Genomic DNA, 26,658 nt, shown 5'->3' on the forward strand with positions numbered 1-26,658 from the left:
CGGCGATGAATCGATCAGGGGCAGGGCTGCACGCAAAAACTGTCAGAGCGCGCCTTGCGGTTCTTGATCCAACCAGCTGTCTCCTTCCGGCGCGACATCGTCCGGCGCGGCAAGCGAGCCGAAGTCGAACAACCGCCGATCCATTAGGAGTGATGGTGCCACGTTTGCCAGCGCCGCGGCGATGCTGTCCGAGCAACCGGGCGAGGCGGTTTCCCAATCTCGGAGGAAGGCCTTCACCTTTTTGCGTTTCAAGTCTTCCTGTGAGCCGCACAAATCGCAGGGAATGATCGGAAATGCCCGCAGCTCGGCGTAGCGCGCCAGATCCGACTCCTTCACGAAGGCCAACGGACGGATGACAACATGGCGGCCGTCCTTCGACCGGAGCTTCGGCGGAATGGCCTTCAGCTTGCCGGTATAAAACAGATTTAAGAATAGGGTCTCGACGATATCATCCCGGTGATGACCCAAGGCGATCTTCGTGGCGCCCAGCTCGCCGGCGATCCGGTACAGATGGCCGCGCCGCAACCGCGAACAGAGGGAGCAGGTGGTCTGGCCTTCGGGAATGAGGCGTTTCACAATGGAGTAGGTGTCCCGTGTTTCAATGTGATACGGAATGCCCCGGGTTGCGAGATAATCGGGCAAGATGTGCGCCGGAAATCCGGGCTGCTTTTGGTCCAGGTTGACGGCGACGAGGTCGAAGCGGACGGGAGCGCGGCGTTGCAGGACCAACAAAATGTCGAGCAGGCCGTAGCTGTCCTTTCCGCCGGACAGACAGACCATCACTTTGTCGCCTTCTTCAATGAGGCGGTAGTCGGCGATCGCCTGCCCCACCAGCCGGCACAGGCGCGTTTGGAGCTTGTCTGTTTCGTCGTCGAGCTTCAAGGGAGAGCGCGTTGGAGTCGTCGAGTTGCGCATGGGCGGCATTCTACCTGCTCCCGCATTTCTCTGTCGACGGACCGGGGGATCGATGAAATCTGAGCAGGCCCTTCCGTTGATTCTGTTCGTGTGCACGGGCAATATCTTTCGCAGCATGGCGGCGGAGCATGCGCTGCGCGCTCAGTTGGGGCGCTATAGCCCTTATCTCGTAGGATCGGCCGGCATCGAAGCCAAGCCGCAAGCAGTCCATCCAATCGTCCGAGCACGACTTATCCAAAAAGGCATCGATCCCGCCAAGCATGTGCAACGGCGGCTCACGGCTGAATTGATTCAGGATGCCGCGCTCATCATCGCCATGGGATATGATCACCAGATGCATATCGCCCAGGCATTCGGCCGGCACGCACCGCTCTTCAATCAGGTATCGAGCGGCTCCGAGACGCCGATCCTTGATCTCCATGAAGCCCTGCCCGAATGGGAGCGCGATTTGGAAGCGGCGAAGGCCTATGTCGAATCGATTGTGGATCACATTTGGAACGCGACGCCGACATTGATGGCACGATTGCCACAGTTTTTCGGCTAAGGAGCCCGTTTCGCGCCCTTCTCGGTTCATTCTTGTACCCCTCGGGACAAATTTTTCCTCTCCCGGCGCGGCGAGCGGGCCTCCAGCCGCTCGTACAGCGGTGATTGGCGGCCCGCATGCTATATTTTTTACGGAGATGGCGCGATCAGAGGCTGAGACCGGACCATGCAACGTGCTGCCGCCGACGTGCTGAAGACGCCCGTGACCGGACAGGAAGAGCCCCACTGGGCCTCATGGTCCGACGAGGCGCTGTTGGATCTCCCCATATGCGATCTCCACGTGGACATCAAAGGCGGATTTCTCGCCGGCCCGATCGCCGAATTGACTCGTGAGTTGGAAGAGCGGCGTCTTCTGTTTCGCCCCCATTTCTGGCTCTCGAACGAATGGTTTACACCGGACGGCGTGCCGGGGATTGCCGTCCCCTTCTATCTGGCCCATCCCCGCCTGGCCAAACTGGAACTGGCGCAGATGTTGGAAGTGGAGGGGGGCACGCCGGAATGGTGCCTGCGTATCCTCCGCCATGAAGCCGGCCATGCCATTGAGAACGCCTATAAGATCCGCCGGCGGAAGACGCGCCAACAGATGTTCGGCCGTTCCTCGCAGCGCTATCCGCGGTATTACACACCGAGGCCGTACAGCCGGAGCTTCGTCCGGCACCTGGATCTGTGGTACGCGCAGAGCCATCCCGACGAGGATTTTGCGGAAACGTTCGCGGTGTGGCTCACGCCGGACTCGCTGTGGGAAGAGCGCTATCGCGGTTGGCCCGTCTTGAAGAAACTCCGCTATATGGATCAGCTGATGAACGAGCTGGTCGGGACAACTCCTCCCGTGACGACTCGCGAAGAGGTCGATCCGCTCTCCAGCCTGAAGAAAACGCTCCGCGAACATTATGAGCACAAACGCAGCCATTACGGCGTGGAACGGCAGTCGCTCTACGACCCGGACCTCAAACGGCTGTTTTCCAGCGCGCCGGCCCACGGCGGCAAACCCAGCGCAGCGACGTTCTTGAATCGCTTTCGACGGGAAGTGCGCCGCAAGGTCGCGGCCTGGACCGGAGAATACCAGTACACCATCGACCAGGTATTGGAAGACATGATCCGGCGCGCCCGCGAGCTGGACTTGCGCGTGCCGATCCCCGAAGAGCAGGCCAAGCTGGACTTCACCATTCTGCTGACCGTCCACACGATGAATTTTCTGCGAAGCGGTCGCCACCGGGTGGCCCTATGAAACGTCTGCGCGTTCTGGTGTTGATGCACGAAGACCTCGTGCCGCCGGACCACGCCAACGGGCACGATCTGAAGACCGTGGAATGGCGGACGGAGTACGACGTCGTCTCGACGCTCAGGAGGCTGGGCCATGAGGTGCTGCCGCTCGGCGTCAAAAGCGACTTGGGGGTGATCCGCACGGCGATCGAGCAATGGAAGCCGCACATTGCGTTCAACTTGCTGGAAGAATTCGACGGGGTGGCCGTCTACGATCAACACGTCGTGTCCTACCTGGAATTGCTGCGGATGCCCTATACTGGGTGCAATCCTCGCGGGCTCATGCTCGCCCGCGACAAAGCGCTGACGAAGAAGGTCCTATCGTTCCATCGTATTCCCTATCCGGAGTTCATGGTGGTGCCGCAAGGACGGGCGGTCAAACGGCCCAAGTCGCTGACGTTCCCCCTGATCGTGAAATCGGTCAGCGAAGAAGCCTCGCTCGGCATCTCGCAGGCCTCGATCGTGGAAGACGACGAGAAGCTCCGAGAGCGGGTGGTTTTTATCCACAACAGCGTCGGCTCCGGCGCGCTGATCGAGCGCTACATCGAGGGCCGAGAATTCTACGTGGGCGTGATCGGCAACGGCCAACTGCAAGCCTTGCCCGTCTGGGAATTGATTCTCGACAAGCTGCCGGAGGATGCGAAGCGGATTGCGACGGAGCGAGTCAAGTGGAGCCGAAAGTATCAGGATAAGTACGGCATCACTTCGCGCGAAGCGAAGAATCTTCCGGAGGGCAAAGCGGAGGAAATCCAGCATCTCGCTAAACGGGTCTATCGGGCGCTGGGACTGAGTGGCTATGCCCGCATCGACATGCGGATGGACGAGCAGGGGCAGCTCTATGTGCTCGAGGCGAATCCCAATCCGCAGATCGCGCATGACGAAGACTTCGCCGATTCGGCGGAAAAAGCCTGCTACGACTATAAGAATCTCCTCCAGGAGCTCTTGAACGTCGGGTTACGCTGGCGGCCGGCCAAAGCGGCGTAAGACATCAGGAGACCCCCCTCCAAGCGGCGGAAGGACCAGCGGCCTTCCGCCGCTTCTTTTTGTCGAGGGCATAGGAGAATCGATTACGGGCCCCAGCGGAATCCGAACAGCAGAGACACGCTCGTATGATCATGCTCGGGCAGGGATGGAGACAGATTGATGTCGTGCAGGTTGACGATGAGGGTCGTGGCGAGGGCGATGTTGTGGACGACTTGATATTCCAGCGACACGCCAATGGGAATATACCAACTGGTGTCGTTGCGATCGATGCGCGAAGGGCCGGTGCCCTTGTCGAGGCTGGCGTGAATGAGTCCGATCCCGGTGAACGGCACGATATTGAGGCCGTTGCTCAAACGGACGTGGTACTTTCCCACCCCGGCCAGCGCGATTTGAAACAGATCGCCCGTCGGCGTGATCTGCATCATCGGGCCGAAGGAAAAATTACGGTCGGCATAGTAATCGAGATGGAATCCGAGATTGAACACCGTGTCGTTCACGGTGCCGGTCATCAAACCTAAGTCTGAGCCGAATCCCCAACTGCCGGCGTGCGCGGGGCGGATGTGGAGGCAAACCGAGACGAGAGCGGCGCACAGAAAAGCCACTGCGCGACGAGAGTACCGTGTCACCATGCGGTGTCCTTTCTCCGAGGGCGAGCGGACTCTAGCATAGGCCGGTAAGGCGGACAAGCCGCTTGAGAGACGATGGGACGCTCCAGTATGCTCCGTTGACCTTCACCAAAGGACGACAGCTCGTGACGCCAGCAGAAGCCGCCGCCGCCCTCTTTCAGATGATGCCGCAGCCGTTGTCCGCTCCTCAGTTGGAAGAGTACGGCATCGAGGCGACGGAGGATCACGCGCGCCACATCGCGCGGGAAATCCTCTCGCTCAATTTATATTGGATACTGGCCGCCATCGATGCGCATATTCCGCAGAAATATCGCGCGGCCATTCGCGACGCGTTGTTCCAGCGGATCCGCACTGAATGGTGGGAGCAGCAGCGGCTGGGACCTGGGACCTGGGAGGAGTATCGAAAGGAATTGGATGAGCGCCGGGCCGGCTACGCGCGTCTCGTGGATCAGGAAGGCATGAGCCACATGGCCGTGAGCGCGGAAGCAGCCTCGCTCATTGAAGACCAGGGGTTGGTGACGCCGGAGGACCGGCAGAAACTCCTCGTCCTCCTGATCGACTACGCGCCCGCCGCGGAATACGGCCAGCTGCTCGATAGCGTCGGCTAGCGGGCGAATTCACAAGTACCGGTGCGACACGACATTCCCGTTCTGGTCGAACTCGTACAAGAGCGGCGCCCCGGTGGGGATATTGAGCTCCAGCACCTGTTCCCGCGACAACCGTTCCAGCTCCATCACCAGGGCCCGCAAACTGTTGCCGTGCGCGGCGATCAGGATCGTCTCGCCTTTCAGTACATAGGGTTTGATGTGCCGTGCATAATACGGAAGGACCCGCTCGGCCGTGTCCTTCAAACTTTCGCCGCCCGGCGGCCGGACGTCGAAACTGCGCCGCCAGATCTTGACCTGCTCGTCGCCGTACTTTTTGGCCGTTTCGGCCTTGTTCAACCCTTGCAGTTCGCCGTACATTCGTTCGTTGAGCGCCTTGTCCTTCTCGATGGGAATGGTCGTCTGGCCGATGGCCTCCAATACGATCCGTAAGGTCTCGTTGGCGCGGACCAACACGGATGTGAAGGCGCGGTCGAATGTGAATCCGCGCAGTTTGTCTCCCGCATTCTTGGCTTCCTGCATGCCGCGCTGCGACAGCGGCACATCGACCCAGCCGGTGAAGCGGTTCTCCAGATTCCATTGCGACTCTCCATGCCGCAGCAAGACCAAACGCCCCATACGCAGCCTCCCATCCAAGAAGAATGGTTCAACATTTACTGGATTGTGTACCCAAGTCAAGCGGTTGCTTTCATCGTCACGGCGGCAGTACCATCCGCCCACTTCCCACCGGAACGCGGTCACGATGGCCACTGCCCAGCCCAACGACACGAACTGGCCCGCTCTTGAAGCCTGGTGGGGGGCGATGAGCCGGCGCCTCCAAGTGGCGGATCGGGCTGAGGCGTTCTTCGCGGGCGCGAAAGCCGGACGGTTGTTCGACCGCATCGCACAGGTGGGCGGGCAGCTGGACTATGTGCTCTTCGTGCTGATGCGCTACTGGGTGCCCACGGTGTTGCCGCCGGCCGGGCGCGAGCGGCTCACGAAGAACGATCCCGATTATTGGATCGAGTCCGAACAGATCCTCAAGGCTGCGGCGGCGCGCCTGCGCCAGCTGAAGCCGCTGATTGAATTGCTGGCGACCCCCAGCCCTCTGTCGGAGGCGCCGCCCGGCAAGAGCGGCAGTCCGTCGCCGGTGGCGGAATTGGAGCTGTCCGGCATCATCGAAGGCATCGCCGAAGCGGCGGGCAGTTATGGCGGTCCGGACTATACGTCGATCGTGAAGGCCTTCGACCCGGTTCCTCTCCGCCAGACGCAGCCCTTCAAGCACAACAAGAAACACAGCGCCGAATTATGGGTCGTCTTTCTCCTGCGCGAGCATTTCCGCAGCCTGGGCCTCGGCAAAGACCGCTACTGGCCCCTCGTCGCTCCCTTGTGCACCGCAGCCGGGATTCTGAACCAGAATGGGCAGGCCTACAGCCCGGACGAGCTCAAAGCCTGGTGGCAGAAAAACTGGCCGCGCACCTACCAGCAGTTGGAACAAAAACAAGAGGCCGCCGATTCCGGCGGCGCCGCATATGAACAAGATTTTCAGTGGTTCCAGGCCTGGATGGCATGGCAGCGAAGCAGACCGGCATAGATCAGAAAGGCCTTACGCACTGCCGACAGCCGTCGGTTTGCCGGGCTTGGTCGGCATCTTGTCGGGCGGGCCGCCTTCGATCATCTTGGCGAGGGTGGCGAAGAAGATCAGGTAGAGTACCACACCGACCCAAATGACGTAGGGCTGCACGCCGCCCGCCTCCTTCAAGGCCGCCGCCTGCGCGGCGTCATTCAGCCTCGTTGTTTTCTTGATCTCGGCGATCTGCTCCTTACAGTGCCAATAGTAGAGGTAGTTCGCCGTGCCGCCGGCCATGACGCTCCACACGATCCCGACCGTGATATCACCCGTGACATAGGTCGAGATCATCGGTCCGACGGCGTAGACCAGCGCGTGCAAGTACATCTTGCGGTAGAGGAACCAGAGAAACGAAATGAACAGGAAGGCCGGCCAGTTCCAACTGAGCGCAAACCGCGGTTGTCCGTTCATCGAAAATTTTTTGAACCGTGCCAGATAGTGATCGGCATTCGGGCCGATGAACTGCCGCCACAACGCCTCGTCGGTTTGAACCGCCGTGATCCGAGGGACGGAATCGCCAGCCACTGCCTCCGCGACGGGGGCCGGCGATCCCAGCGCCGTTCCACATTGATGGCAGTAGTTCGCGTCCTCCGGATTCTCCTGACGGCACTGTGGACACATCTTCATGGCGCGGCAGCTTAACACAGTTGGAACGGGCGGCGTCCTCCTTGTTGCTTTCACCGTGACCCTGTGCTAACTTCCCTTTCTTTCTGAGGGGATACGTTTGCCATGCCGACTGAAGAACTGAAAGACGATGCAGCGAAGTACCTCATGCAGACCTATGCGCGCCAGCCGGTGTCGATCGTGCGCGGCCGGGGCTCCAAAGTGTACGACTTGGAAGGCCGCGAGTACATCGACTTCGTGGGCGGCATCGCAGTGAATATCCTGGGCCACGGCCATCCCGATCTGGTGCAGGCGATTCAGCGCCAAGCCGCACAGCTCATTCACGTTTCGAACCTCTATTACACCGAGCCGCAAGTCAAGCTGGCGCAGATACTGGTCGACCACTCGTTTGCCGATCGCGTCTTCTTCTGCAACAGCGGCGCCGAAGCGAACGAGGCGGCGATCAAGCTGGCCCGGCGCTATGGACACGAAAAGCACGGAGCGGGCCGGTTCGAAATCATCACGATGAAGAATTCCTTCCACGGCCGGACCCTGGCAACCATCACGGCGACCGGTCAGGAAAAGGTCCAAAAGGGATTCGAGCCCCTCATGCCGGGCTTCGCCTATGCGCCCTTCAACGATTTCGGCGCGATCGAGAGCCTGATCAGCGACAAAACGGCGGCGGTCATGTTGGAGCCGATTCAAGGCGAAGGCGGCGTGTATGTGGCGGATGAAGAGTATCTCAAGAATCTGCGCGAGCTCTGTACGCAGAAAGACATTCTGCTCATTTTTGACGAAGTGCAAACCGGCATGGGGCGCACCGGGACGCTCTTCGCCTATGAACAACTGGGCGTCGAGCCGGATGTCATGACGCTGGCGAAGGGGCTCGGCGGCGGTGTGCCGATCGGCGCCTGTCTTGCGAAGGACTCCGTGGCGGCCGTCTTTACGCCCGGCACCCACGCCTCGACGTTCGGGGGCAACCCTCTGGCTTGCGCGGCGGCTTTGGCGGTCTGCCGCGTGCTGCTCGAAGGCCGCATGTTGGAGCAGGCCAAGCGGATGGGTGAATATCTCGCCAAGGGGCTAGCCGATTGCAAAGATCGCCATCGGGTGGTCCGCGATGTTCGGGGGCGCGGGCTCCTGCAGGGCATGGAATTGGACATCGACGCCAAGGCCGTCGTCGCCGACTGCCTGGCCCGCGGCATCCTAATCAACGCGACCAGCGAGCGGGTGTTGAGATTCGTGCCGCCGCTCGTGATCACGCAGCGGGAAATCGACAAGCTCGTCGACACGTTGTCTGCGATCTTCAACCAGCGGTTGTTGGCGGGAAAGGACACGCATCACTGATGGCGGGCAAAGGTCAGAGCCTGCGCCGTTCGGCCGCCTATGCCGGGGATCTGCTCGACGTCGCGGCGATCCCGCGCCGGCAAGTCGAAGCGTTGCTGCGGCTGGCTGCCTCGTTGAAGGTCAAGCAGCGACGCGGCGTGCCGCATCGGCTCCTGGCCGGGAAGACGCTCGGCCTGCTTTTCCAGAAGCCCTCCACGAGGACGAGAGTCTCCTTTGAAGCGGGGATGAACCAGTTGGGCGGCCATGCGCTCAGTCTTCCGATGGCGGACATTCAACTCTCGCGGGGGGAAACGGTCGCCGATACGGCCCGGGTGCTCTCGCGCTATCTGGACGGCATCGTGGTCCGGACCTACGACCATGCGACCGTCGAGGAATGGGCCCGAGAGGCGACCATGCCGGTCATCAATGGACTGACCGACCACAGCCATCCCTGCCAGGCCCTGTCGGATTTGCTCACCATTCAGGAGATCAAGGGCCGCCTGAAAGGCCTGACGATCGCCTACGTCGGGGACGGCAACAACGTGGCGAACTCGCTTATCGAAGCGGCGGCCAAAATGGGCATGCGGATGACGGTCGGTTGTCCGGTGGGTTACCAGCCGGATCAGCACGTCGTCGATCGAGCCCGGGCGGAAGCGGAGACGACCGGCGCAGAAATCGAAGTCATGGACAATCCGCAGGTGGCCGTGAAGGAAGCGGACGTCGTCTACACCGACGTGTGGATCAGCATGGGGCGGGAGCGCGAACAGGCACGGCGGTTGAAGACCCTGTCGCCGTATCAATTGAACGGCCGATTGCTCCAAAAGGCCAAACCCGATGCGATCGTCATGCATTGTCTGCCGGCCCATCGCGGGGAGGAAATCACCGCGGAAGTGCTCGACGGTCCGCAATCGGTCGTCATCGATCAGGCGGAAAATCGCCTGCACATGCAAAAGGCCATCCTCGTACAACTGCTCTCCAACAAGAAAGGCGGGACGTAGCCTCCCATTATGAAGCACAAACCGATCAAGAAAATCGTTTTGGCCTACTCGGGCGGGCTGGATACGTCCGTCATTCTCAAATGGCTCCAGGAAACCTATCAGGCCGAAATCATCGCCTTCTGCGCGGATCTCGGACAGGGGGAGGATCTGCAGGCGATCAAGGCCAAGGCGCAGTCGCTGGGCGTCAAAAAAGTCTATGTCGAGGACCTCAGGGAAACCTTTGTGAAAGACTATGTGCTTCCGATGCTCCGTGGGAATGCCATGTACGAAGGCTGCTATTTGCTCGGCACCTCGATCGCCCGTCCGCTGATCGCGCGGCGGCAAGCCGAGATCGCGCTCAAGGAAGGGGCGGAGGCCGTTTCGCACGGCGCCACCGGGAAGGGCAATGACCAGGTGCGGTTTGAAGTGACCTATCAGGCGCTGGCCCCCAATCTGAAGATCATCGCGCCCTGGCGCGAGTGGGCGATGCGATCGCGCCGCGAACTCATCGAGTACGCGGACCGCCACGGCATTCCGGTGACGGCGACCAAAGCCAAGCCCTACAGCATGGATTTGAACCTGTTCCACGTGAGCTACGAAGGCGGCATCCTGGAAGATCCCTGGGAATCCCCGCCGGACGAAATCTTTCAAATGACCGTCTCGCCGGAGAAGGCGCCGAACAAGCCGCTCGAAGTGGAGATCGACTATGAAGCCGGCAATCCGGTCGCCGTGGACGGCAAGCGGATGAGCCCCGCGACGCTGCTGGCGCACTTGAACAAGCTCGGCGGCGCCCACGGCATCGGCCGGGTCGATTTGGTGGAAAACCGCTACGTCGGCATGAAATCACGAGGTGTCTACGAGACGCCGGGCGGCACGATTCTGCATGTCGCGCATCGGGGTCTGGAATCGCTCACGATGGACCGGGAGGTGCTGCACTTGCGGGACAGCCTCATTCCGCGGTTCGCCGACCTGATCTACAACGGGTATTGGTTCAGCCCGGAGCGCGAAATGCTGCAGGCGGCGATCGACGAAGCCCAGAAAGACGTCAGCGGGACCGCCCGCGTGAAACTCTATAAAGGCAGCTGCACGCTCGCCGGCCGGAAGTCCAAGAACTCGCTCTACCGCCTCGACATCGCGACCTTCGAAGAAGACGACGTCTACAATCAGAAGGATGCCGAGGGCTTCATCCGGCTCAACGCGCTTCGGTTGAAAATCAGAGCCCAACGGAAGAAAGCCTCCTCCTGATGCCGCAGGCAAAAGGAAAATCTCGGCCGCGCGGCGTGAAGAAAGCCTGGGCCGGCCGTTTTGCGGAGCAGACCGACCGGCTGGTGGAGGCCTTCACCAGATCCATCGAGGTCGACCGCCGGCTCTATCGCTACGATATCGACGGGAGTATCGCGCACTGCCGAACGCTGACGAAAGCCCGCATTCTGACCGGCCGTGAATCGGCGGCGATCATTCGAGGACTGGAATCGGTGCGAGCGGAACTGGAGCGCGATCAGTTCAAGTTTCTCCCGGAGGACGAAGACATCCACATGGCGATCGAGCGGCGGCTGACGGAGCTGATCGGCCCGTTGGGGGGTAAGCTGCACACGGGCCGCAGCCGCAACGATCAGGTGGCGCTGGACGCGCGGGTATACGTGCGTGATCGACTCGCTGTGATGATCAACCGGCTGAAAGCATTGCAGCGGGTCCTGGTTCGCCAGGCGCAGGCCAACCGCGACGTTGCCATGCCGGGCTACACCCATCTGCAGCGCGCGCAGCCGGTGTTGTTCGCCCATCATCTGCTGGCCTATGTCGAAATGTTCGAACGGGACAAGGGCCGATTAAGGGACGCGCGAACGAGAGCGAATGTCATGCCGTTGGGCTCGGGCGCGCTCGCCGGATCCAATTATCCGATCGACCGCCGATATACGGCTGCGCTGCTGAACTTTCCGGCCCTGTCGCAGAACAGTCTCGATGCCGTGTCGGATCGCGATTTCATGGTCGAGGCGGTCGCCGCCATGGCCCTGCTCATGATGCATCTCTCGAGGCTGAGCGAAGAATTGATCCTCTGGTCGACGCAGGAGTTCCACTTCGTGGACCTCCCCGACGCCTTTTGCACCGGCAGCAGCATGATGCCGCAGAAGAAGAATCCGGACGTACCCGAGCTCGTGCGCGGCAAAACCGGACGGGTCTACGGGCATCTCATGGGCCTGCTGACGACCCTCAAGGCTCTGCCGTTGAGTTATAATCGAGATTTACAGGAAGACAAGCCGGCGCTCTTTGACGCCTTCGACCAGACCGACCGTGCCGTGGAAGTGATGACGGAGCTGATGCGTCGGCTCGCGGTGGATCGTGAAGCCGTGACCAGGGCGCTGAGCGGCGGCGGTATGCTGGCGACCGAGATCGCCGATTACCTGGTGACGAAGGGCGTGCCCTTCCGGGAGGCCCATGAAATCACCGGGCGCATCGTGCGATGGGCGCTGGATCAGGGACGGGAGCTGAGCGAGCTGTCGGTCGAGGAGCTGCGACGATTTTCGGAGAAATTCGACTCGTCCGTGCTGCAGCGACTGACCGTCCGCGGCGCGATCGACCGGAAGGCGCAGATCGGGGGGACGGCGTCCAAGCAGGTGGATCGACGCCTGCGCGACTGGGCCAAGACCTTGTCATGAGCCGCGCGACCTGGGATTGGCGGGCGTGGTCTGTCGCCGGCGTCGTGTGCGGCCTGGTCGGGTGCGGAACCGTGGGCCCCCCCGTCCCGCCCGAGGATGTCGGCGTGGCGCCGTTGATCGAGCGGCAGAAGAAAGAGCAGGCCCGGCAAGGAGGGCCGGGATCTGCGCTTGACACCCGGCAGACCGACGGGTCACAGTTGACGGAGCCCGTCGGACAAGACGTAGATTTGCCGCCGCTGAGGCCGGTCGGCGGGCGATAAACGAATACACAACGAATCTCTACGCTACGGCACCGCGCATTTCCGGTGAACGAGACCGGGCGCGGCATGAGGAGGGACCAGATGAAGCAGCTCATCCAGCCGACGAGGGTTGCACCGGATCATGGACGCACGGTCGCCAAACGGCGGCTGCTCTTGGTCGATCCGTACCCCCGGAACAATCCCTATCATCTGACGGCATCCGAGCGCCGTGCCGTCTGGTTTCCCAAACTGAGCCTTCCGACGATCGCCGCCTATACTCCCGACAATTGGGACGTCGATTTGGTCGATGAAGCGGTGGAGGACATCGATTTCGACGATCCCTGCGAGATGGTCGGCCTCTCGATCATGACCTGTTATGCGCCACGGGCCTACGAAATCGCCGCGGAGTTCCGTAAGCGCGGGAAGATCATCGTGATGGGCGGCGTCCACCCGACCTATTGTCCGGAGGAAGCACTCCAGCATTGCGACGCAATCGTGTGCGGGGAGGCGGAAGATCTCTGGCCCGAATTAGTGGCCGATTACGAAGCCGGCCGGATGAAGCGCGAGTACCGGATGACGTCGTTCCCCTCGCTGGAAAACTATCGGAGTCCCCGCGTTGAGCTCCTGAGCCCCGACGCCTATATGACGCGGCAGTGCAGCTTTACGACGCGCGGATGCCATTTCGACTGCGAGTTCTGCAGCGTCTCGCCCTTCAACGGCAAGACGACCAGGCGGCGGCCGGTGCAGGAAGTGGTCAGGGAAATCGTTCAGGTTCAACGATGGGTGCGGAGCGAGCTGATCGAGCGCATTTCGAACGAGCCGTTCTGGCAGGCGTTGAAGACCACGTTCCGCATCCGAGTCGGCATCGACGACGGCGGCATCGTGGCCTTCGTGGACGATCTGCACAACAGCAACCGCGCCTACTGCCGGGAGCTCTGGGCGGCCTTGAAGCCGCTCAAGATCAAGTGGGGTTGCCAGTCCACCTTGTTTCTCGGCGACGACGAAGAAATGGTGAAGCTGGCGGCGGAGAGCGGCTGCGTGTCGGTCTTCGTGGGCATGGAATCGCTCGACGAAGATTGCCTGGAAGAAACGAACAAGCCCTTCAACCGCGTGCAGAAGTTCTCGCAGGAGATCAAGATGTTTCACGACCACGGGATCATGGTCAATCCCGGGATCGTCTTCGGCTTCGACAACGACGACGAATCGGTCTTCGAGCGGGCGGTGGAGTTTCTCACCAAGAACCAAGTGGAGCTGGCCTATTTCAACGTGCTCACGCCGTTGCCCGGCACGGCGCTGTTCGACCGCTACAATGCGGCCGGCCGCATTTTCGATCGGGACTGGGCCAAGTATGACGGGAAGCACGTCGTCTTTCACCCGAGCCGCATGACGCCCGAGCAATTGCAGGAAGGCTTCCACTGGGCGAACCATCAATTCTACTCCTTGCCGAACATCTGGCGCCGCCTGTCCGGCACGCAGCAGCGGCTGATCGCCCGCTGGGAAATGAACCGGGAGTTCCGCAAACTGGTCAAGCGCGCCTGTCCGAAAGGGCGCCTGTCCCCGACCGCCAAAGTCCTCAAGAATCTGCAGGCGAAACTGCCGACCTTCGACACGGAAAATTTGATTCCGAGCGCGCTGCACGCCATCAAGCAACGGCTCGATCACAAGCCCGCCGCGCAGAACCTGGTGTTGAACATCAAAGCCAAGCGGCACGACAAGTTTGCGGCGCTCTTCGTCGATCTGGAGGGCGCGCTCGACCGGCTCAACGCGCAGGAATTGCTGCAGCGCCTCAAGGAGGCGTCGGAGAAGGCTCGCATGGACGTCATCATCAATTTCGAGCACCTCAAGCAGGCCACGCCGGATGCGTTGCGGACCTTGATCGATTCCGACGCGATCAAGGCGGCTATCCCGCACGTGAAGGTGCGCTACCGGAAGTTCCGCGACGCGTTCGAGGCCTCGCTGCAGGGCCTGTCGCTGGCGGGCATCGAATTCTTACACGAGGATTTCCAAGATGCATGATTTCCACTATCGCGACGGCGAGCTGTACTGCGAACAGGTGCCGGTCAGCCGGATCGTCAAGGAGCTCGGCACGCCCTGCTATGTCTACAGCCATGCCACGCTGGTCCGTCACATCCGGGCCTACGACGGCGCGTTCAGGAACATTCCCCACATCATCGCCTTCGCGATGAAGGCCAACTCGAATCTGGCCATCTTGCGTCTCATGGCCAAGGAGGGGAGCGGCGTCGACATCGTGTCGGGCGGCGAGCTTTTCCGGGCGCTCAAAGCCGGCGTGCCGCCGTCCAAAATCGTGTTCGCCGGCGTGGGCAAGAATCCCGATGAAATTCGGGACGCGCTCAAGGCCGACATTCTGATGTTCAACGTCGAATCGCCGGCCGAGTTGCAGGCGATCAACGACGTGGCCGCGTCGCTGGGGCTGAAGGCGCGCGTCGCGCTGCGGATCAATCCCGATATCGATCCGAAGACCCATCCCTACATTTCCACTGGATTGAAAAAGAGTAAGTTCGGCATCGCGGCTGACCGGGCGCTGGAGGAATTCAAGATCGCATCCACCCTGCGCCACATCGAAGTCGTCGGCGTCCATAAGCACATCGGCTCCCAACTGACCGAGGTGACACCCTTCGTCGAGGCGATGAAGAAGATTCTCAAGCTGGTCGAAGCATTGAAACAGGACGGCATCGACATCCGCTACATCAACATCGGTGGCGGTCTCGGCATCACCTATGCCGACGAAACGCCCCCGCAGCCCCAGGATCTGGCGGACGCGATGTTCCCGCTCGTGCGGGACCTCAAGGTGACGCTCGTGATGGAGCCGGGACGTGTGATCGTCGGAAACGCCGGCATTTTGGTGACGAAGGCGCTGTATCTGAAGGAGGGAGAATCGAAGCGGTTCGTGATCGTCGATGCGGCCATGAACGATCTCATCCGTCCGAGCCTCTACGGGGCCTACCATGAAATCAGGCCCTTGAAAGAAGAAGCCGGTCATCGGCCCAAGCATCAAGTGGACGTGGTCGGACCGGTCTGCGAATCGGGAGACTTCCTGGCGAAGGACCGCCCGCTGCCCGACGTGAAACCGGGCGAGCTCTTGGCCGTCATGAGCGCGGGGGCCTACGGCTTCGTCATGTCATCCAATTACAATTCGCGTCCGCGCGTGCCGGAAGCGCTGGTAAAGGACGGCGAAGTGCACGTCATCCGGGCGCGCGAGACCTATGAGGATCTGGTCCGAGGCGAGACGATTCCTGCATTCTTATCGTAAGAAGTTCACAGGAGCAGATGTATGTTTACCGGTTCACTCGTCGCCATCGTCACGCCGTTTCGCAAGGGCAAGGTCGATGAGCGGACGCTCGCGGAGTTGATCGAATGGCAGATCGCCAAGGGCACGAACGGGATCGTCCCCTGCGGTACGACCGGAGAATCGGCGACGCTGTCCCATGAGGAGCATAATCGCGTCATCGAGCTGACGGTCGAAGTCGCCAACCGGCGCGTGCCGGTGATCGCCGGCACCGGCTCGAACAGCACGGACGAAGCGATCGCCCTCACGAAGCACGCGAAGCAGGCCGGGGCCGATGGAGCGCTGCTCATCACACCTTACTACAACAAGCCGACGCAGGAAGGGCTCTATCGCCATTACAAAGCGGTTGCGGAGGCTGCCGACCTCCCGTTGGTCCTCTACAACATTCCCGGACGCACCGGCGTCAACATGCTGCCGGCCACCGTCGCCCGTCTCTCGGCGATCAAGACGATCGTCGGGATCAAGGAGGGCAGCGGGTCGGTTCAACAAGCCTCGGACATCGTCCAACTCTGCGGCGACCGCCTGACGCTCCTGGCCGGCGACGACTCCTTGACCCTTCCGATGATGGCGGTGGGTGGCAAGGGCGTGATCACCGTGACGGCGAATCTTTTGCCGGCGGAGATGGCGGCGCTCGTGAAGGCGTTCGCACAGGGCAAGGTGGAGGAAGCGAGGCGCCTGCACTTCCAGCTCTCGCCGCTGTTTGCCGCGCTGTTTTACGAAACCAATCCGATTCCCGTCAAAGAGGCGCTCGGGATGATGGGCAAGATCGATCCCGAATTGCGCCTGCCCCTCTGCCCGATGGCGCAGGAGAACCGGGACAAACTGGTCCGCGTCCTGAAAGACGCCGGGTTGATCTGATTCAGCTGACCGAGGGGCATGGCGCGATGATCAAAGTCGTGGTGGCGGGGGCGGCGGGACGGATGGGTTGCCGTCTGGTGTCGCTGGTGCGCGACTCGACCGCCTTGACGCTCACCGGCGCGCTCGAAGGCAAGGGCCACCATGCCTTGGGCGAAGACGCGGGAGAGACGGCCGGCTCGGGTCGGGTCGGCGTGCCGATCACGGATAATCTGTCGGCGCTGATGGAGCGGGGGGAAGTGGTGATCGACTTCTCGGCTCCGGAGGCCTCGTTGGAGCATCTGCGGATCGTCGCGCAGCACCGCCGCGCCATGGTGATCGGCACGACCGGATTTTCTCACGTTCAATTGGACGAATTGAAGTCGCTGGCCCGCCAGGTTCCCTGTGTGTTTTCCCCGAACATGAGCGTAGGTGTGAATCTGCTCTACAAGGTCATCGGCGAAATGGCCAGGACGCTCGGCGACGATTACGACATCGAAGTGATCGAGGCCCATCACCGGCTGAAGAAAGACGCCCCGAGCGGAACGGCGTTGAAAATCGCCGAGGTCCTCGCGCGTGCCGTGAACCGGGATCTCAATCAGGTGGGCGTCTACGCGCGCAAGGGACTCATCGGCGAGCGGGCGAAGGGCGAGATCGGCATTCAGACGATTCGCGCCGGCGACATCGTGGGGGACCACACGGTGCTCTTCGGCGGGATGGGCGAGCGCATCGAAGTCACGCACCGCGCGAGCAGCCGGGACACGTTCGCCCGCGGCGCCCTGCGCGCAGCCCGCTGGGTCGTTCGCCAACCGCCTGGTCTCTACGACATGATGGATGTGCTGGGCCTGCGCTGACCATCTCTCGTCTTGACTCAGCCGAGACTCAGCACCGAGAAGCCCATCTTGGTAGAAGCTGGAAGCGAGGTCAGGGGAAGGCAGCAGCGGTGGGCGCCGTCACACGGCGCACGAATCGCGCCGGTTCACAAAGGCCGGAGGCGACCGTCTGCTCGTCAGTCGACGGGTTCGATTCTGTCATGCGGTCAATGTCTGGCCGTCAAAGGCCGAGGTTCCTGGTCCGCTGCTTTTCGACGACCACAGTTCAGGCACGCAAACACTGTGATCGCGAGTCCGGCGTCCAAATCCACCGCCCGCTCCGGCAACATTGTTCCGCGGCACTTATCGCAAGTCTTCATGGGGCCCACTCTAACATTCCCGGAAATACCAGCATATCCTTCTGAAGTACTGGATGACGAAGAGCAGAGTCCCCATGATCGGCCCTATCCATGGGCCTTTTGGGCCGCGACGGCCCGTAGTATTCCAGAAGGAGCGTGCCAGGCTTTCGCTTGACACCTCCCACCCTGTCTCATAGGATTGTGGTCCCGCAGCCTATTGCCCACTATGTATAGACTCCTGCTGATTCTCGCCCTGCTTCTGCTGCTCTACTTCCTGCTGCGCCGGGCTTTCCGTGAATTCAAGCATCGGCACCTCGATGACCGAGGGGTGTCCGGTGATCCCGACCAAATGGTGCAGGATCCGGTCTGTCACACGTTCGTACCGAGAAAGACGGCGTTCGTCGAGACGGTCGGCGGGCAAACCTACTGTTTCTGCAGCCGCGCCTGCGCTGCGGCGTTTCAGCAACAACTGTCGCGCTAACAACCGGAGTAGCTATAGTCGGAGAGTTTGTCTTCCTTGTCGAACTTCAACGTGATCTGGCACTGATTCGGAGAAAAGTTGAAGAGGGGAGGACCGGATTTTCCACCGGCGATGCGGTAATAGGTCCAGGTTTCGCCGCCGAAAAACCGCGACGCCTTGCCGTCCGGCGCGCCCCAATTTTTCTCAAACCAGGCCTTGTCCTTGCCTTGCAACTCGGCCGGCTTCAGCGAGGCTTCCAGGTAGGGATTCCCGCCGCCGCAGGCGGTGAGCAGGAGGCACAGAGACAAGAGCCAGATCGATCGTCGCATCATGAACTCCTCGGGCGAATGGCGTATGCACATCAACGCGGGAGCGCGTCGTCGGTTGACGGATTCTAGCGGCCGGTCGGGGACCTGTCAAACTACGCAGAAGGAATTTGCAGCGCCGTCGAGTTCACCATAGAATAGCCGATAAGAAACGCAGCCATCTTTCCATAGCGAAAGGAATTCCCATGAAATTCTATCTGGACACCGCCAGCGTCAAAGAAATTCAGGAAGCCGCGAGCCTCGGTCTGTTGGACGGCGTCACGACGAATCCGTCCCTGGTCGCCAAGGAAGGACGGGTCTTCCGTGAGGTCCTCGTCGAGATCTGCAATATCGTCGATGGGCCGATCAGCGCGGAAGTGGTGAGCATCGAAGCGGACGCGATGGTGAAGGAAGGCAAGGAGCTGGCGAAGATCCACAAGAACATCGTCGTCAAAGTGCCGTTGATCCCCGAGGGCTTGAAGGCCACGAAGCGGCTGGCCGCCGAGGGCATCAAGGTCAACGTCACCCTCTGCTTTTCGCCGACCCAGGCCCTGCTCGCGGCCAAAGCCGGCGCCTGGTGCGTCTCGCCCTTCATCGGGCGGCTCGACGACGTCAGCTCGAACGGCATGGAACTGATCCGCCAGATCCTGACGATCTACAAAAACTACGACTTCCAAACATTTGTGTTGGTGGCGAGTGTGCGACACCCCCAGCATGTCGTGGAAGCGGCGCTGGCCGGCGGCCACATCTGCACGATGCCCTTTGCCGTCTTCCAGCAGTTGGTGAAGCATCCGCTCACCGACATCGGTTTGAAGAAGTTCCTCGCCGACTGGGAGACGCAGAACAAAAAGTAGCCTGCGCTAAACAGGACCGGCCTTGTTCAGCTCGCGCCGCGCGGCGGCGAACACCGAATGGAACATCGGGCGGGTGAGTTTCCCCGTAAACGTATTTTGCTGGCTGGGATGGTAGGAGCTGAGCAGCAACACGCTCCACGGAAGCCGGTATGAAACGCCGTGCCCGAATTTCGGAACGGGAGAGGGAATCGCCAGGCCTTCGAGTTGGCAGACTTTAAGGTAGTGGTCGAACGCGATCTTGCCCAGCGCAATTACGACCCGTATCCGATCCAGCAACCGGACTTCTTCCCGCAGAAACCGCCGGCACCGTTCAAATTCGTCGGGCAGCGGCTTGTTATCCGGCGGCGCGCAGCGCACCGTCGCGCCGATGTAACAATCCGTGAGAGCCAATCCGTCGTCACGATGGATCGACGTGGCCTGGTTGGCGAACCCATACCGGTGCAGCGCGCCATAGAGCCAGTCGCCGCTGCGGTCGCCGGTGAAGATGCGGCCCGTGCGATTGCCGCCATGGGCGGCGGGGGCCAGGCCCAACACGTAAAGCCTCGCGGTGGGATCGCCGAATCCGGGGACCGGCCGGCCCCAGTAGATCCAGTCCTTGAACTGGCGCCGCTTGGTTCGCGCCACCTCCTGGCGATAAGCGACCAGCCGTTCGCAGGCCGTGCAGTCCACGATCGCGGCGTTCAACACGTTGAGGCTTCGCATGCCGCCGGAGTCTACCATGAACGAGAACCGCATTCCGCTTGCCGGTGGTAGGGTGAGCTGTTAGCATGGCGTCGCCGGGTCACCTGCTTACGCTCTGCCGGGAGGAACGTCCTGCATGATTGCCGCGACCGTACGTGTCTTCTGTTCCGCCGTCGTGCTCAGTCTCTTCATGACGATACCCTTCAAAGCCCAGGCCGTGACGGATGCCGGAGACGGCAAAGACGCCGCCAAAGAGACGGAGCGGGATCTGATCGTGCCCGAGCCTCTCGAAGGACCGCCGGAGCCGGAGGATCGTCTGGTGATCCTGCCCGAGATCAAGCGGGAAGGGGAGCGGTTCTTCCTCAGTTCCTTCAAACTGCCCGACAAGCTCATGTTTGCGGGGCAGCCGGTTCCCTTGGACAATTGGCAGGTGCGCGAACGGATCGAGTACGAGTTCTACCAGTTTTTGGAAGACCAGGGCGAAAGCATCATTCTCGCCAAGCGCACGGGGCGTTGTTTCCCGCCGGCCGAGAAGCAGCTCGCCGAGGCGGGCCTGCCAGATGATCTCAAATACATGCTGCTCGTCGAAAGCAAATGCGTCGCGGCGGCCTATTCGCGCGCCAAAGCGTCGGGGCCCTGGCAATTCATCGGGTCCACCGGACGGCGCTATCAGCTGAAGAGCGACGCCGTCCGCGACGAGCGCCGGAATCTTGAAATGTCGACCGAGGCCGCGATCAAGTATCTGCGGTATCTGAAGGATTTCCAGCACGGCGACTGGTTCCTGGCGATGGCCTCCTACAACGCCGGCGAAGATCGCGTGCGGAAACTGCTCAAGGAACAGAAAGTGACGGACTATTGGAAGATGCACGGGCCGCGGGAAACCATGCGCTACGTGCCGCGCATCATCGCGGCCAAGGAAATTTACTCGCAGCCGGAGAAATATCTCGGCCTGACGAAGAAAGACCTCTATACGCCGGTGGAGACCGAAACCGTCACCGTCAATATCAAAGAAGCGCAGCGCGCGCTGACCTCCGTGGCGGAAGAATACGGGACCTATTACCTGGAATTGCGGATGTTGAATCCGGAGTTCAAGAAAGACGTGTTGCCGCGAGGGACGTACCAGATCAAAGTCCCGCGGCAATCTTGTCCGAACCGGTGTTTTAAACAGGACAAAGCGCCCTCGCCCGCTCCGTAATGCCGCTGCGCGTGCCAGCGTCGCCGGTCCGATCGCTTCTGCGGAAGACGATTACCGCGGGGCTGCAGGCGGCCGATCCCTTCCAGGCGGTTCTCCGCGCCGTCTCGTTCACTGGCGCCTCGCTCCGCGTCGGCCGCCGTCGATACGACCTTTCCCGGTATGACCGCGTCATCGTGATCGGAGCAGGAAAGGCGTCGGCCCGCATGGCGCAGGCGCTTGAATCACTGTTGGGTCCTCGGGTGGACGGCGGCCTCGTTGTCGTCAAGCGGGGACATGGAACCCGGACCAAGCGCATTGAGATTGCCGAAACAGGCCATCCGATTCCGGACCGTGCCGGGCTGCGGACAGGCCGGCGCATCAAAGGGATGGTCGAAGAACTGACGCCGCGCGATCTCGTCATCGTCGCCTTGTCCGGCGGCGCATCCAGTCTCTTGCCGGCCCCCCCGCCCGGCGTGAGTCTGGCGGAGAAACAGCGCACGACTCGATTGTTGCTCAGAAGCGGCGCGACGATTCAGGAGATCAACGTCGTCCGCAAGCATCTGTCGGTGTTGAAGGGCGGCGGCTTGGCGGCGTCGACGAACGCGACGATCGTGACGCTCATCCTGTCCGATGTCATCGGCGACGATCTTGGTTCGATCGGCTCCGGGCCGACTGCGGCGGATCCTTCCCGGTTCGCCGACGCCATCGCTGTGCTGCGGCGGTACAAGATCTGGAATCGGATTCCAGAATCTGTGCGCCGTCATTTACGAGGCGGCCGGCGCGGCCTCGTCCCGGAAACGGTGAAGCCCGGCGCGCGCCTGTTGCGCCGAGTCCACCACGAGATCGTCGGCAACAATCGGCTCATGCTGGCCGCGGCGGCGGATGCGGCTCAACGAGCCGGGTTCCGCACGATCCTATTATCGACGGCCATCACCGGTGAGGCGCAGGAGGCGGCGCGGCGGTGGGCGGCTCTGGCTCATCTGATTGCAAGCGGAAACAAACCGCCGTTACGGCGGCCCTGTTGTGTCGTCGCGGGGGGCGAGACGACCGTGACGGTCACCGGCCGAGGCAAGGGGGGACGGGCACAGGAGTTCGCCGCCGCGGCGGCGCTGGGCATCGCAGGCCTTCCGAAGGTCTGGGCGGCGGCGCTGGGGACGGATGGAACCGACGGCCCGACGGACGTGGCCGGCGCGGTGGTAAGCGGAGGCACGGCGGCGGTGGCTCGGATGATGGGAGTCGATCTGCGGCGCGCGCTCAAGCGGCACGATACCTATCCGGCCTTGCAAGCCCTCGGCTGCCACATCGCCACCGGTCCCACCGGCACCAATGTCAATGATCTTTACCTCCTCCTGCTTCCGTAGCTACTATCCGAGCGGATGGCACGCCCACTCATTCTTCCGTTGTCCCATTGTTCCGATGCCAGGTTGGCTGGCGGCAAGGCGGCGGGCTTGGCTCGACTGTTGGGCGCCGGCTTTCCCGTGCCGCCCGGCATCTGTCTCACCACGGAAGCGTATCGCCGTTACGTCGAAGGGCAGGCGCTTGTCGAGCCCGGTCTCTGGCGCAGTGCCCTTGGGTTGCCGGAAGCAGAACGGCTGGCGCTGCTTGCGGATAGCCGACGCCGTATCAAAGAGCTGAACCTTGCCGAGTTGGCGGGGCAATGGGAGGCGCAGCTCGAATCGTTGCATAGCCCGCCCGATACCACATGGGCCGTCCGCTCGTCGGCGACCAACGAGGACCTCGGCGCGGCGAGCTTTGCCGGGCTCTATCGGACCCATCTCGGTCTCGCCCGTGATCGTATTGAGGCGGCCGTTACGGATCTCTGGGCATCGCTCTGGGAGGATGCGGTCGTGCGATACCTACTGCAACGCTCCGCCGCCCCTGCCGCTCCTTCCATGGCGGTGGTGGTCCAACCCACGATGGAAGCCCGAGTCTCCGGTGTCTGTTACTCGATCCATCCGGTGACCGGACGATCCAACCGCGTGGCGGTGAACGCAGTGCCGGGATTGGCCGAACCGCTCGTCGAAGGACGAGTCATGCCGGACCAGTACGTCGTGGAAACGAGCGAGACCGGCCGCCCGGTATCCATCCGGACACGCACCATCGCCGAGAAATCGGAACGACTCGTTGTGACCCGCGACGGCCTGCGGTGCGACCCTCTCCCGGACGCCGCCCGGCATCAGTCTGCTCTGTCCGACGAAGAGCTCCTCTCATTGGCGCACACGGCCAAGGACGTGGAGCGCGCTTTGGGCCATCCGGTGGATCTCGAATGGTTGTTCGACGAGCGGCAATTGTGGGTCGTGCAGGCCCGGCCGATCACCGCCGTCCGGCCGTCCTCGGATCTGACGAACGAAGACTGTGAGTGGTCGCGGGCGAATTTCAAAGAGACCATGCCGGACGTGCCAAGTCCGTTAGGCCTCTCCTTCCTCGAATATTTCATGGAGGCCTATATCGTCGCGAAGTACCGCCGACTGGGCTGCCGGATTCCCCAGGGAGTGACGGCGGTGCGCACCTTGCACGGTCGTCCCTATCTAAACGTCACGTTGTTCCACAGCTTCATCGGACAATTGGGCGGCGACACCTCCTTATTGACCGAGCAACTGGGAGGCGAACCGCTGGCCCGCCCGCCGGCGGTGAAACGGCTGGCGGGGGTGAAGCTGGCCCGGGCCGCCGTCCTGATCTTTGCCGAGATGAGACGAGTCCAGAAGGATGGCCCGCGTCTGTTCGCCGAGATGGAACAGCTGGCGAGCACGTATCGTCAGGACCGGGTCAAATCGTACTCGTTGGACGAGCTGGCGAGGCATCTCGATGAACTGGGCCGCTGGCTCGATCGCCACGAGGTGACGTTCGGCATCGCGGCGGCAGTCGGGCAATGTCTGCAGGCGTTCAGCTCGCTCCTGCCTCGTTGGCTCGGGGACGATTGGAGAATGCTGCTGAACGATGCCCTGCGGGGGCAAGGGACCGTGATCAGCGCACAACAAATCGTTCGGCTGGCTGAGGCGGCCAACATCGCGCGGCATGAGAAAGAAATCCAGCACGGTCTGGTGCAGGACAATTGGGATCTCGCAGCGTTGCGACGGTACGCTCCCTCGTCGACCTTTACGGCGGCGTTTGATCGATATCTGGAGGACTATGGCCACCGTGGAATTGCCGAGTCCGATATCATGTCGCCGAGAATGTCCGATCATCCGGATGCCATCCTCGACGTCATACGCACTCAGCTGCGAGGACCGGCGCGCAACCCCGAAGACATGCTTGACCGCCAACGCCGCGTGCGAACGTCGGCGCTTGCGACCATCCGCACCCGCTTGGGATGGCGATGGGATCGCCGGGCCGTCTTTTCCTGGTGGTATCGCCGCCTCTGCCGGTTCTTCGCGCTGCGTGAAGCCAATCGGCACCATCTGATGCACTATTCCACCGCCGCGAGAAACCTCTTGTTGTGTTTCGGTGAGCGGCTCGTCGAGCGCAGGATCTTCCGTTCGCCTGAGGACATCTTTTTTCTCACGGTGAACGAACGGACGGCCGTGCTTTCGGAGAGCGGACGGAACTGGGCGGCGCTGATTCAGCGGCGGCGGGTCGATCGGGAGCGCTGGCTCGCCATCCAAGTGCCGGATACCATCAGGGAGTGGGAAGAGGCGGCCGGCGGCTCGGCGCCGGCCGCCGATCCGGATCGTGACGGTCTCTTGCGGGGGATTCCGATCAGCAGCGGCATCGTGACGGGTCCCGTACGTCTCCTGCGGTCGCCGGAGGACTGGAGCCGCATCGGACGGGGCGACATCATCGTGGCGCCGGTGATCGATCCCGGCATGGCGCCGCTCTTTGCCGTGGCCGCCGGCTTGATCGCCGAACTCGGCGGCACGCTGTCGCACGGCGCGATCATTGCGCGGGAGTACGGACTGCCGACCGTCGCCAACGTGCCGGGCGCCATGGCGCGTTTGCAGGATGGACAGCGCGCCATACTGGATGCGGGCGCCGGGACGATCCGCGTCGGGGAGCCTCCTGATTCGTGATCCTTAGCGAGAAGGGCTAGGGCCGATTGACTCTGGCAATTGCTGTTCTTGACGTTTGGAGATCCTTTGCGTACCCTTCGGCAGCTTTCTCCCCCGCATGATTCACCACCGATCGATGGTCAATGTTCGCGCCCGATGGCGCGGTGACGAGAGGCGAGCGCATGAGTGAAATCATTACGCTTGTGACGGTCGCTGCCGCCGGCGTGCTGCTCGGCGCCGCCCTGGCCGGCCTTTGGGTCTCGGTTCGCCTGCGTGCCCAGTCGCAGCGGGCGGAAGCGACGGTCGACGAGCTCCGGAAGCAGCTGGATCGCGAACGTGACGCGGGGGCGGAGCTGCGCCGGGAATTGGACGAGAGCCGACAGGTCCGCGTGGCCGCCGAGACGAGGCTCGCCGACACGGTCAAGCAGGTGGCCGATCAACAGGCGCTCCTCGACCAGGCGCGCCACGAATTGGTCGCGTCCTTTCAAGCGCTGTCCGGGGAAGCGCTCAAACAAAACAACGAAGCCTTTCTGAAGCTGGCCAAGGTCTCGTTCGAGGCGCTGCAGGCCAAGGCCGAAGGGGATCTGGCCCAGCGGCAGCAGGCGATCGACGGCCTCGTGCGGCCGCTGCACGAGTCGTTGCAGCGGTACGACGAACAAATGCGCCTGTTAGAGCAGTCGCGCCAGTCCGCCTACGGCGGGCTGGATCAGCATTTGAAGCTGCTGGCGGAATCCCATCAACGGTTGCAGCAGGAGACGGGCAATCTCGTGAAGGCCTTGCGTGCGCCGACCGTGCGCGGTCAGTGGGGCGAGATTACGCTGAAACGGGTCGCGGAACTAGCCGGTATGGTGGACCATTGCGATTTTGTCGAACAAACGACGGTCGGCGGCGATGAGGGCCGGTTCCGGCCGGACATGGTCGTCAATTTGCCGGGCGGGCGGCAGATCATCGTCGATGCGAAAACGGTGCTCTCCGCCTATCTCGATGCGCACGAAGCACCGGACGACCAGCAGCGGACTGAGGCGCTGCGCCGCCATGCAGGCCAGGTCCGGAGCCGCATGGAAGAGTTGTCGCTCAAGGCCTATTGGACGCAGTTCGACCGCGCACCCGAGTTCGTGGTGCTGTTTCTACCGGGTGAACAGTTTCTCGGCGCCGCCTTGGATCAGGACCCGCGCTTGATCGAAGAAGGGTTCGCCCGCGGCGTCGTGCTCGCCACCCCGGCGACCTTGATCGCGCTCTTGCGGGCCGTCGCCTACGGCTGGCGGCAAGAGCAGCTCGCCGCGCATGCGGAAGAAGCCGGCAAGCTGGGAAAGGATCTGTACGAGCGCATGGCGGTCCTGGCGGAACATCTGAACGATGTCGGGCAGGCACTCGGGAAAAGTGTCTCGGCCTACAACCGGGCGGTCGGCTCGCTGGAGACGCGCATTCTGCCCGCGGCGCGGCGCTTCAAAGAGCTGGGCGTGTCGTCCGACAAGGAGATTCCGCTGCTGGAACCGGCCGAGCTGCTGCCGCGCAAGACGCTGCCGTTCGAATCGGAATAAAGGA

General features: G+C 62.1%; 26 protein-coding genes. 20 read left to right on the forward strand and 6 right to left on the reverse strand.

The window, feature by feature from the left end:
• Positions 1-42: 42 nt before the first annotated feature.
• Positions 43-924, reverse strand: coding sequence for a tRNA 2-thiocytidine(32) synthetase TtcA (gene ttcA, locus NITMOv2_RS01750; RefSeq protein ID WP_083447675.1), 882 nt, complete (start codon positions 922-924; stop codon positions 43-45).
• A 43-nt stretch (positions 925-967) separates the two neighbouring features.
• Between ttcA and NITMOv2_RS01755 the strand changes: the two genes are divergently transcribed.
• The 3 genes from NITMOv2_RS01755 to NITMOv2_RS01765 all read left to right on the forward strand — a co-directional run bounded on the left by NITMOv2_RS01755 (position 968) and on the right by NITMOv2_RS01765 (position 3,705).
• Positions 968-1,459: an arsenate-mycothiol transferase ArsC gene (locus tag NITMOv2_RS01755; protein WP_053378255.1), complete on the forward strand. Its 492-nt coding sequence runs from the start codon at positions 968-970 to the stop codon at positions 1,457-1,459.
• Positions 1,460-1,624: 165 nt separating this feature from the next.
• The gene (locus tag NITMOv2_RS01760; RefSeq protein WP_145976131.1) at positions 1,625-2,686 is read left to right on the forward strand and encodes a putative zinc-binding metallopeptidase; all 1,062 of its coding nucleotides are present in this window, start codon (positions 1,625-1,627) and stop codon (positions 2,684-2,686) included.
• Entirely contained in the window at positions 2,683-3,705 is a 1,023-nt protein-coding gene (locus NITMOv2_RS01765) for a D-alanine--D-alanine ligase family protein (protein ID WP_053378256.1), read from the forward strand. The genes NITMOv2_RS01760 and NITMOv2_RS01765 overlap by 4 nt, the downstream gene beginning before the upstream one ends.
• A gap of 83 nt (positions 3,706-3,788) precedes the next feature.
• Here NITMOv2_RS01765 and NITMOv2_RS01770 read toward each other — a convergent pair whose 3' ends face one another.
• Positions 3,789-4,334 (reverse strand): porin family protein, encoded by a 546-nt coding sequence (locus tag NITMOv2_RS01770; RefSeq protein WP_145976132.1) that lies wholly within the window; start codon positions 4,332-4,334, stop codon positions 3,789-3,791.
• Between the two features lie 122 nt (positions 4,335-4,456).
• Between NITMOv2_RS01770 and NITMOv2_RS01775 the strand changes: the two genes are divergently transcribed.
• Positions 4,457-4,939 carry a hypothetical protein gene (locus tag NITMOv2_RS01775; protein ID WP_145976133.1) on the forward strand — a complete coding sequence of 161 codons (483 nt, stop codon included), beginning with the start codon at positions 4,457-4,459 and terminating at the stop codon, positions 4,937-4,939.
• A gap of 9 nt (positions 4,940-4,948) precedes the next feature.
• On the opposite strand, the gene NITMOv2_RS01780 is transcribed toward NITMOv2_RS01775, so the two are convergent.
• Entirely contained in the window at positions 4,949-5,554 is a 606-nt protein-coding gene (locus NITMOv2_RS01780) for a 2,3-bisphosphoglycerate-dependent phosphoglycerate mutase (protein ID WP_053378259.1), read from the reverse strand.
• Positions 5,555-5,678: 124 nt separating this feature from the next.
• Between NITMOv2_RS01780 and NITMOv2_RS01785 the strand changes: the two genes are divergently transcribed.
• Complete coding sequence (locus NITMOv2_RS01785) at positions 5,679-6,509, forward strand: hypothetical protein (protein WP_145976134.1); 831 nt, start codon at positions 5,679-5,681, stop codon at positions 6,507-6,509.
• 12 nt (positions 6,510-6,521) lie between these two features.
• Here the strand turns inward: NITMOv2_RS01785 and NITMOv2_RS01790 are convergent, their stop codons facing one another.
• The gene (locus NITMOv2_RS01790) at positions 6,522-7,172 is read right to left on the reverse strand and encodes a DUF2628 domain-containing protein (protein ID WP_053378261.1); all 651 of its coding nucleotides are present in this window, start codon (positions 7,170-7,172) and stop codon (positions 6,522-6,524) included.
• Between the two features lie 102 nt (positions 7,173-7,274).
• On the opposite strand from NITMOv2_RS01790, the gene NITMOv2_RS01795 reads away from it, so the two are divergent.
• From NITMOv2_RS01795 to NITMOv2_RS01840, 10 genes are all read left to right on the forward strand, one after another.
• Positions 7,275-8,492, forward strand: a complete 1,218-nt coding sequence (locus tag NITMOv2_RS01795) for an acetylornithine transaminase (protein WP_053378262.1) — start codon at positions 7,275-7,277, stop codon at positions 8,490-8,492.
• Positions 8,492-9,469 carry an ornithine carbamoyltransferase gene (gene argF, locus NITMOv2_RS01800; RefSeq protein ID WP_053378263.1) on the forward strand — a complete coding sequence of 326 codons (978 nt, stop codon included), beginning with the start codon at positions 8,492-8,494 and terminating at the stop codon, positions 9,467-9,469. Before NITMOv2_RS01795 ends, argF begins: the two co-directional genes overlap by 1 nt.
• 9 nt (positions 9,470-9,478) lie before the next feature.
• Positions 9,479-10,693 carry an argininosuccinate synthase gene (locus tag NITMOv2_RS01805; protein WP_053378264.1) on the forward strand — a complete coding sequence of 405 codons (1,215 nt, stop codon included), beginning with the start codon at positions 9,479-9,481 and terminating at the stop codon, positions 10,691-10,693.
• Positions 10,693-12,102, forward strand: coding sequence for an argininosuccinate lyase (gene argH, locus NITMOv2_RS01810; RefSeq protein WP_053378265.1), 1,410 nt, complete (start codon positions 10,693-10,695; stop codon positions 12,100-12,102). Before NITMOv2_RS01805 ends, argH begins: the two co-directional genes overlap by 1 nt.
• Positions 12,099-12,362, forward strand: coding sequence for a hypothetical protein (locus NITMOv2_RS01815; RefSeq protein WP_053378266.1), 264 nt, complete (start codon positions 12,099-12,101; stop codon positions 12,360-12,362). Before argH ends, NITMOv2_RS01815 begins: the two co-directional genes overlap by 4 nt.
• Positions 12,363-12,443: 81 nt before the next feature.
• Entirely contained in the window at positions 12,444-14,357 is a 1,914-nt protein-coding gene (locus tag NITMOv2_RS01820) for a B12-binding domain-containing radical SAM protein (RefSeq protein WP_053378267.1), read from the forward strand.
• Positions 14,350-15,612, forward strand: coding sequence for a diaminopimelate decarboxylase (gene lysA, locus NITMOv2_RS01825; protein WP_053378268.1), 1,263 nt, complete (start codon positions 14,350-14,352; stop codon positions 15,610-15,612). Before NITMOv2_RS01820 ends, lysA begins: the two co-directional genes overlap by 8 nt.
• A gap of 21 nt (positions 15,613-15,633) precedes the next feature.
• A complete protein-coding gene (gene dapA, locus NITMOv2_RS01830) occupies positions 15,634-16,506 on the forward strand; it encodes a 4-hydroxy-tetrahydrodipicolinate synthase (protein ID WP_053378269.1) in 873 nt (290 codons plus the stop codon).
• A 26-nt stretch (positions 16,507-16,532) separates the two neighbouring features.
• On the forward strand, positions 16,533-17,336 hold the full coding sequence (gene dapB, locus NITMOv2_RS01835) for a 4-hydroxy-tetrahydrodipicolinate reductase (protein ID WP_053378270.1): 804 nt from the start codon (positions 16,533-16,535) through the stop codon (positions 17,334-17,336).
• Positions 17,337-17,879: 543 nt separating this feature from the next.
• Entirely contained in the window at positions 17,880-18,134 is a 255-nt protein-coding gene (locus NITMOv2_RS01840; protein WP_053378271.1) for a YHS domain-containing protein, read from the forward strand.
• Here the strand turns inward: NITMOv2_RS01840 and NITMOv2_RS01845 are convergent.
• Positions 18,131-18,445, reverse strand: coding sequence for a hypothetical protein (locus NITMOv2_RS01845; RefSeq protein ID WP_145976135.1), 315 nt, complete (start codon positions 18,443-18,445; stop codon positions 18,131-18,133). The genes NITMOv2_RS01840 and NITMOv2_RS01845 overlap by 4 nt on opposite strands.
• A 179-nt stretch (positions 18,446-18,624) precedes the next feature.
• Between NITMOv2_RS01845 and fsa the strand changes: the two genes are divergently transcribed.
• On the forward strand, positions 18,625-19,272 hold the full coding sequence (gene fsa / locus NITMOv2_RS01850; RefSeq protein WP_053378273.1) for a fructose-6-phosphate aldolase: 648 nt from the start codon (positions 18,625-18,627) through the stop codon (positions 19,270-19,272).
• 6 nt (positions 19,273-19,278) lie between these two features.
• Here the strand turns inward: fsa and NITMOv2_RS01855 are convergent, their stop codons facing one another.
• Positions 19,279-19,974, reverse strand: coding sequence for a uracil-DNA glycosylase (locus tag NITMOv2_RS01855; protein WP_053381951.1), 696 nt, complete (start codon positions 19,972-19,974; stop codon positions 19,279-19,281).
• Positions 19,975-20,089: 115 nt separating this feature from the next.
• Here NITMOv2_RS01855 and NITMOv2_RS01860 point away from each other — a divergent pair, with 115 nt between their 5' ends.
• The 4 genes from NITMOv2_RS01860 to NITMOv2_RS01875 all read left to right on the forward strand — a co-directional run bounded on the left by NITMOv2_RS01860 (position 20,090) and on the right by NITMOv2_RS01875 (position 26,654).
• Positions 20,090-21,148 carry a lytic transglycosylase domain-containing protein gene (locus NITMOv2_RS01860; protein ID WP_053378274.1) on the forward strand — a complete coding sequence of 353 codons (1,059 nt, stop codon included), beginning with the start codon at positions 20,090-20,092 and terminating at the stop codon, positions 21,146-21,148.
• A gap of 11 nt (positions 21,149-21,159) precedes the next feature.
• A complete protein-coding gene (locus tag NITMOv2_RS01865) occupies positions 21,160-22,488 on the forward strand; it encodes a glycerate kinase type-2 family protein (RefSeq protein ID WP_238590436.1) in 1,329 nt (442 codons plus the stop codon).
• Between the two features lie 15 nt (positions 22,489-22,503).
• On the forward strand, positions 22,504-25,134 hold the full coding sequence (locus NITMOv2_RS01870) for a PEP/pyruvate-binding domain-containing protein (RefSeq protein ID WP_083447678.1): 2,631 nt from the start codon (positions 22,504-22,506) through the stop codon (positions 25,132-25,134).
• 161 nt (positions 25,135-25,295) lie between these two features.
• Positions 25,296-26,654, forward strand: a complete 1,359-nt coding sequence (locus NITMOv2_RS01875; protein ID WP_053381952.1) for a DNA recombination protein RmuC — start codon at positions 25,296-25,298, stop codon at positions 26,652-26,654.
• Positions 26,655-26,658: the final 4 nt, after the last annotated feature.

Origin of the sequence: Nitrospira moscoviensis (assembly GCF_001273775.1) — a bacterium.
In the GTDB taxonomy this organism is placed as follows: domain Bacteria; phylum Nitrospirota; class Nitrospiria; order Nitrospirales; family Nitrospiraceae; genus Nitrospira_D; species Nitrospira_D moscoviensis.

What these genes read in the sequence shown, in the direction of transcription:
- NITMOv2_RS01770 (WP_145976132.1), bottom strand. Translation starts at nt 4,334, where the DNA reads ATGGTGACACGGTACTCTCGTCGCGCAGTGGCTTTTCTGTGCGCCGCT.
- NITMOv2_RS01795 (WP_053378262.1), top strand. Translation starts at nt 7,275, where the DNA reads ATGCCGACTGAAGAACTGAAAGACGATGCAGCGAAGTACCTCATGCAG.
- NITMOv2_RS01870 (WP_083447678.1), top strand. Translation starts at nt 22,504, where the DNA reads ATGGCACGCCCACTCATTCTTCCGTTGTCCCATTGTTCCGATGCCAGG.
- NITMOv2_RS01820 (WP_053378267.1), top strand. Translation starts at nt 12,444, where the DNA reads ATGAAGCAGCTCATCCAGCCGACGAGGGTTGCACCGGATCATGGACGC.
- NITMOv2_RS01760 (WP_145976131.1), top strand. Translation starts at nt 1,625, where the DNA reads ATGCAACGTGCTGCCGCCGACGTGCTGAAGACGCCCGTGACCGGACAG.
- NITMOv2_RS01855 (WP_053381951.1), bottom strand. Translation starts at nt 19,974, where the DNA reads ATGCGAAGCCTCAACGTGTTGAACGCCGCGATCGTGGACTGCACGGCC.
- NITMOv2_RS01815 (WP_053378266.1), top strand. Translation starts at nt 12,099, where the DNA reads ATGAGCCGCGCGACCTGGGATTGGCGGGCGTGGTCTGTCGCCGGCGTC.
- NITMOv2_RS01755 (WP_053378255.1), top strand. Translation starts at nt 968, where the DNA reads ATGAAATCTGAGCAGGCCCTTCCGTTGATTCTGTTCGTGTGCACGGGC.
- lysA (WP_053378268.1), top strand. Translation starts at nt 14,350, where the DNA reads ATGCATGATTTCCACTATCGCGACGGCGAGCTGTACTGCGAACAGGTG.
- dapA (WP_053378269.1), top strand. Translation starts at nt 15,634, where the DNA reads ATGTTTACCGGTTCACTCGTCGCCATCGTCACGCCGTTTCGCAAGGGC.
- dapB (WP_053378270.1), top strand. Translation starts at nt 16,533, where the DNA reads ATGATCAAAGTCGTGGTGGCGGGGGCGGCGGGACGGATGGGTTGCCGT.
- ttcA (WP_083447675.1), bottom strand. Translation starts at nt 924, where the DNA reads ATGCCGCCCATGCGCAACTCGACGACTCCAACGCGCTCTCCCTTGAAG.
- NITMOv2_RS01840 (WP_053378271.1), top strand. Translation starts at nt 17,880, where the DNA reads ATGTATAGACTCCTGCTGATTCTCGCCCTGCTTCTGCTGCTCTACTTC.
- NITMOv2_RS01875 (WP_053381952.1), top strand. Translation starts at nt 25,296, where the DNA reads ATGAGTGAAATCATTACGCTTGTGACGGTCGCTGCCGCCGGCGTGCTG.
- NITMOv2_RS01805 (WP_053378264.1), top strand. Translation starts at nt 9,479, where the DNA reads ATGAAGCACAAACCGATCAAGAAAATCGTTTTGGCCTACTCGGGCGGG.
- argF (WP_053378263.1), top strand. Translation starts at nt 8,492, where the DNA reads ATGGCGGGCAAAGGTCAGAGCCTGCGCCGTTCGGCCGCCTATGCCGGG.
- NITMOv2_RS01790 (WP_053378261.1), bottom strand. Translation starts at nt 7,172, where the DNA reads ATGAAGATGTGTCCACAGTGCCGTCAGGAGAATCCGGAGGACGCGAAC.
- argH (WP_053378265.1), top strand. Translation starts at nt 10,693, where the DNA reads ATGCCGCAGGCAAAAGGAAAATCTCGGCCGCGCGGCGTGAAGAAAGCC.
- NITMOv2_RS01845 (WP_145976135.1), bottom strand. Translation starts at nt 18,445, where the DNA reads ATGATGCGACGATCGATCTGGCTCTTGTCTCTGTGCCTCCTGCTCACC.
- fsa (WP_053378273.1), top strand. Translation starts at nt 18,625, where the DNA reads ATGAAATTCTATCTGGACACCGCCAGCGTCAAAGAAATTCAGGAAGCC.
- NITMOv2_RS01860 (WP_053378274.1), top strand. Translation starts at nt 20,090, where the DNA reads ATGATTGCCGCGACCGTACGTGTCTTCTGTTCCGCCGTCGTGCTCAGT.
- NITMOv2_RS01765 (WP_053378256.1), top strand. Translation starts at nt 2,683, where the DNA reads ATGAAACGTCTGCGCGTTCTGGTGTTGATGCACGAAGACCTCGTGCCG.
- NITMOv2_RS01780 (WP_053378259.1), bottom strand. Translation starts at nt 5,554, where the DNA reads ATGGGGCGTTTGGTCTTGCTGCGGCATGGAGAGTCGCAATGGAATCTG.
- NITMOv2_RS01785 (WP_145976134.1), top strand. Translation starts at nt 5,679, where the DNA reads ATGGCCACTGCCCAGCCCAACGACACGAACTGGCCCGCTCTTGAAGCC.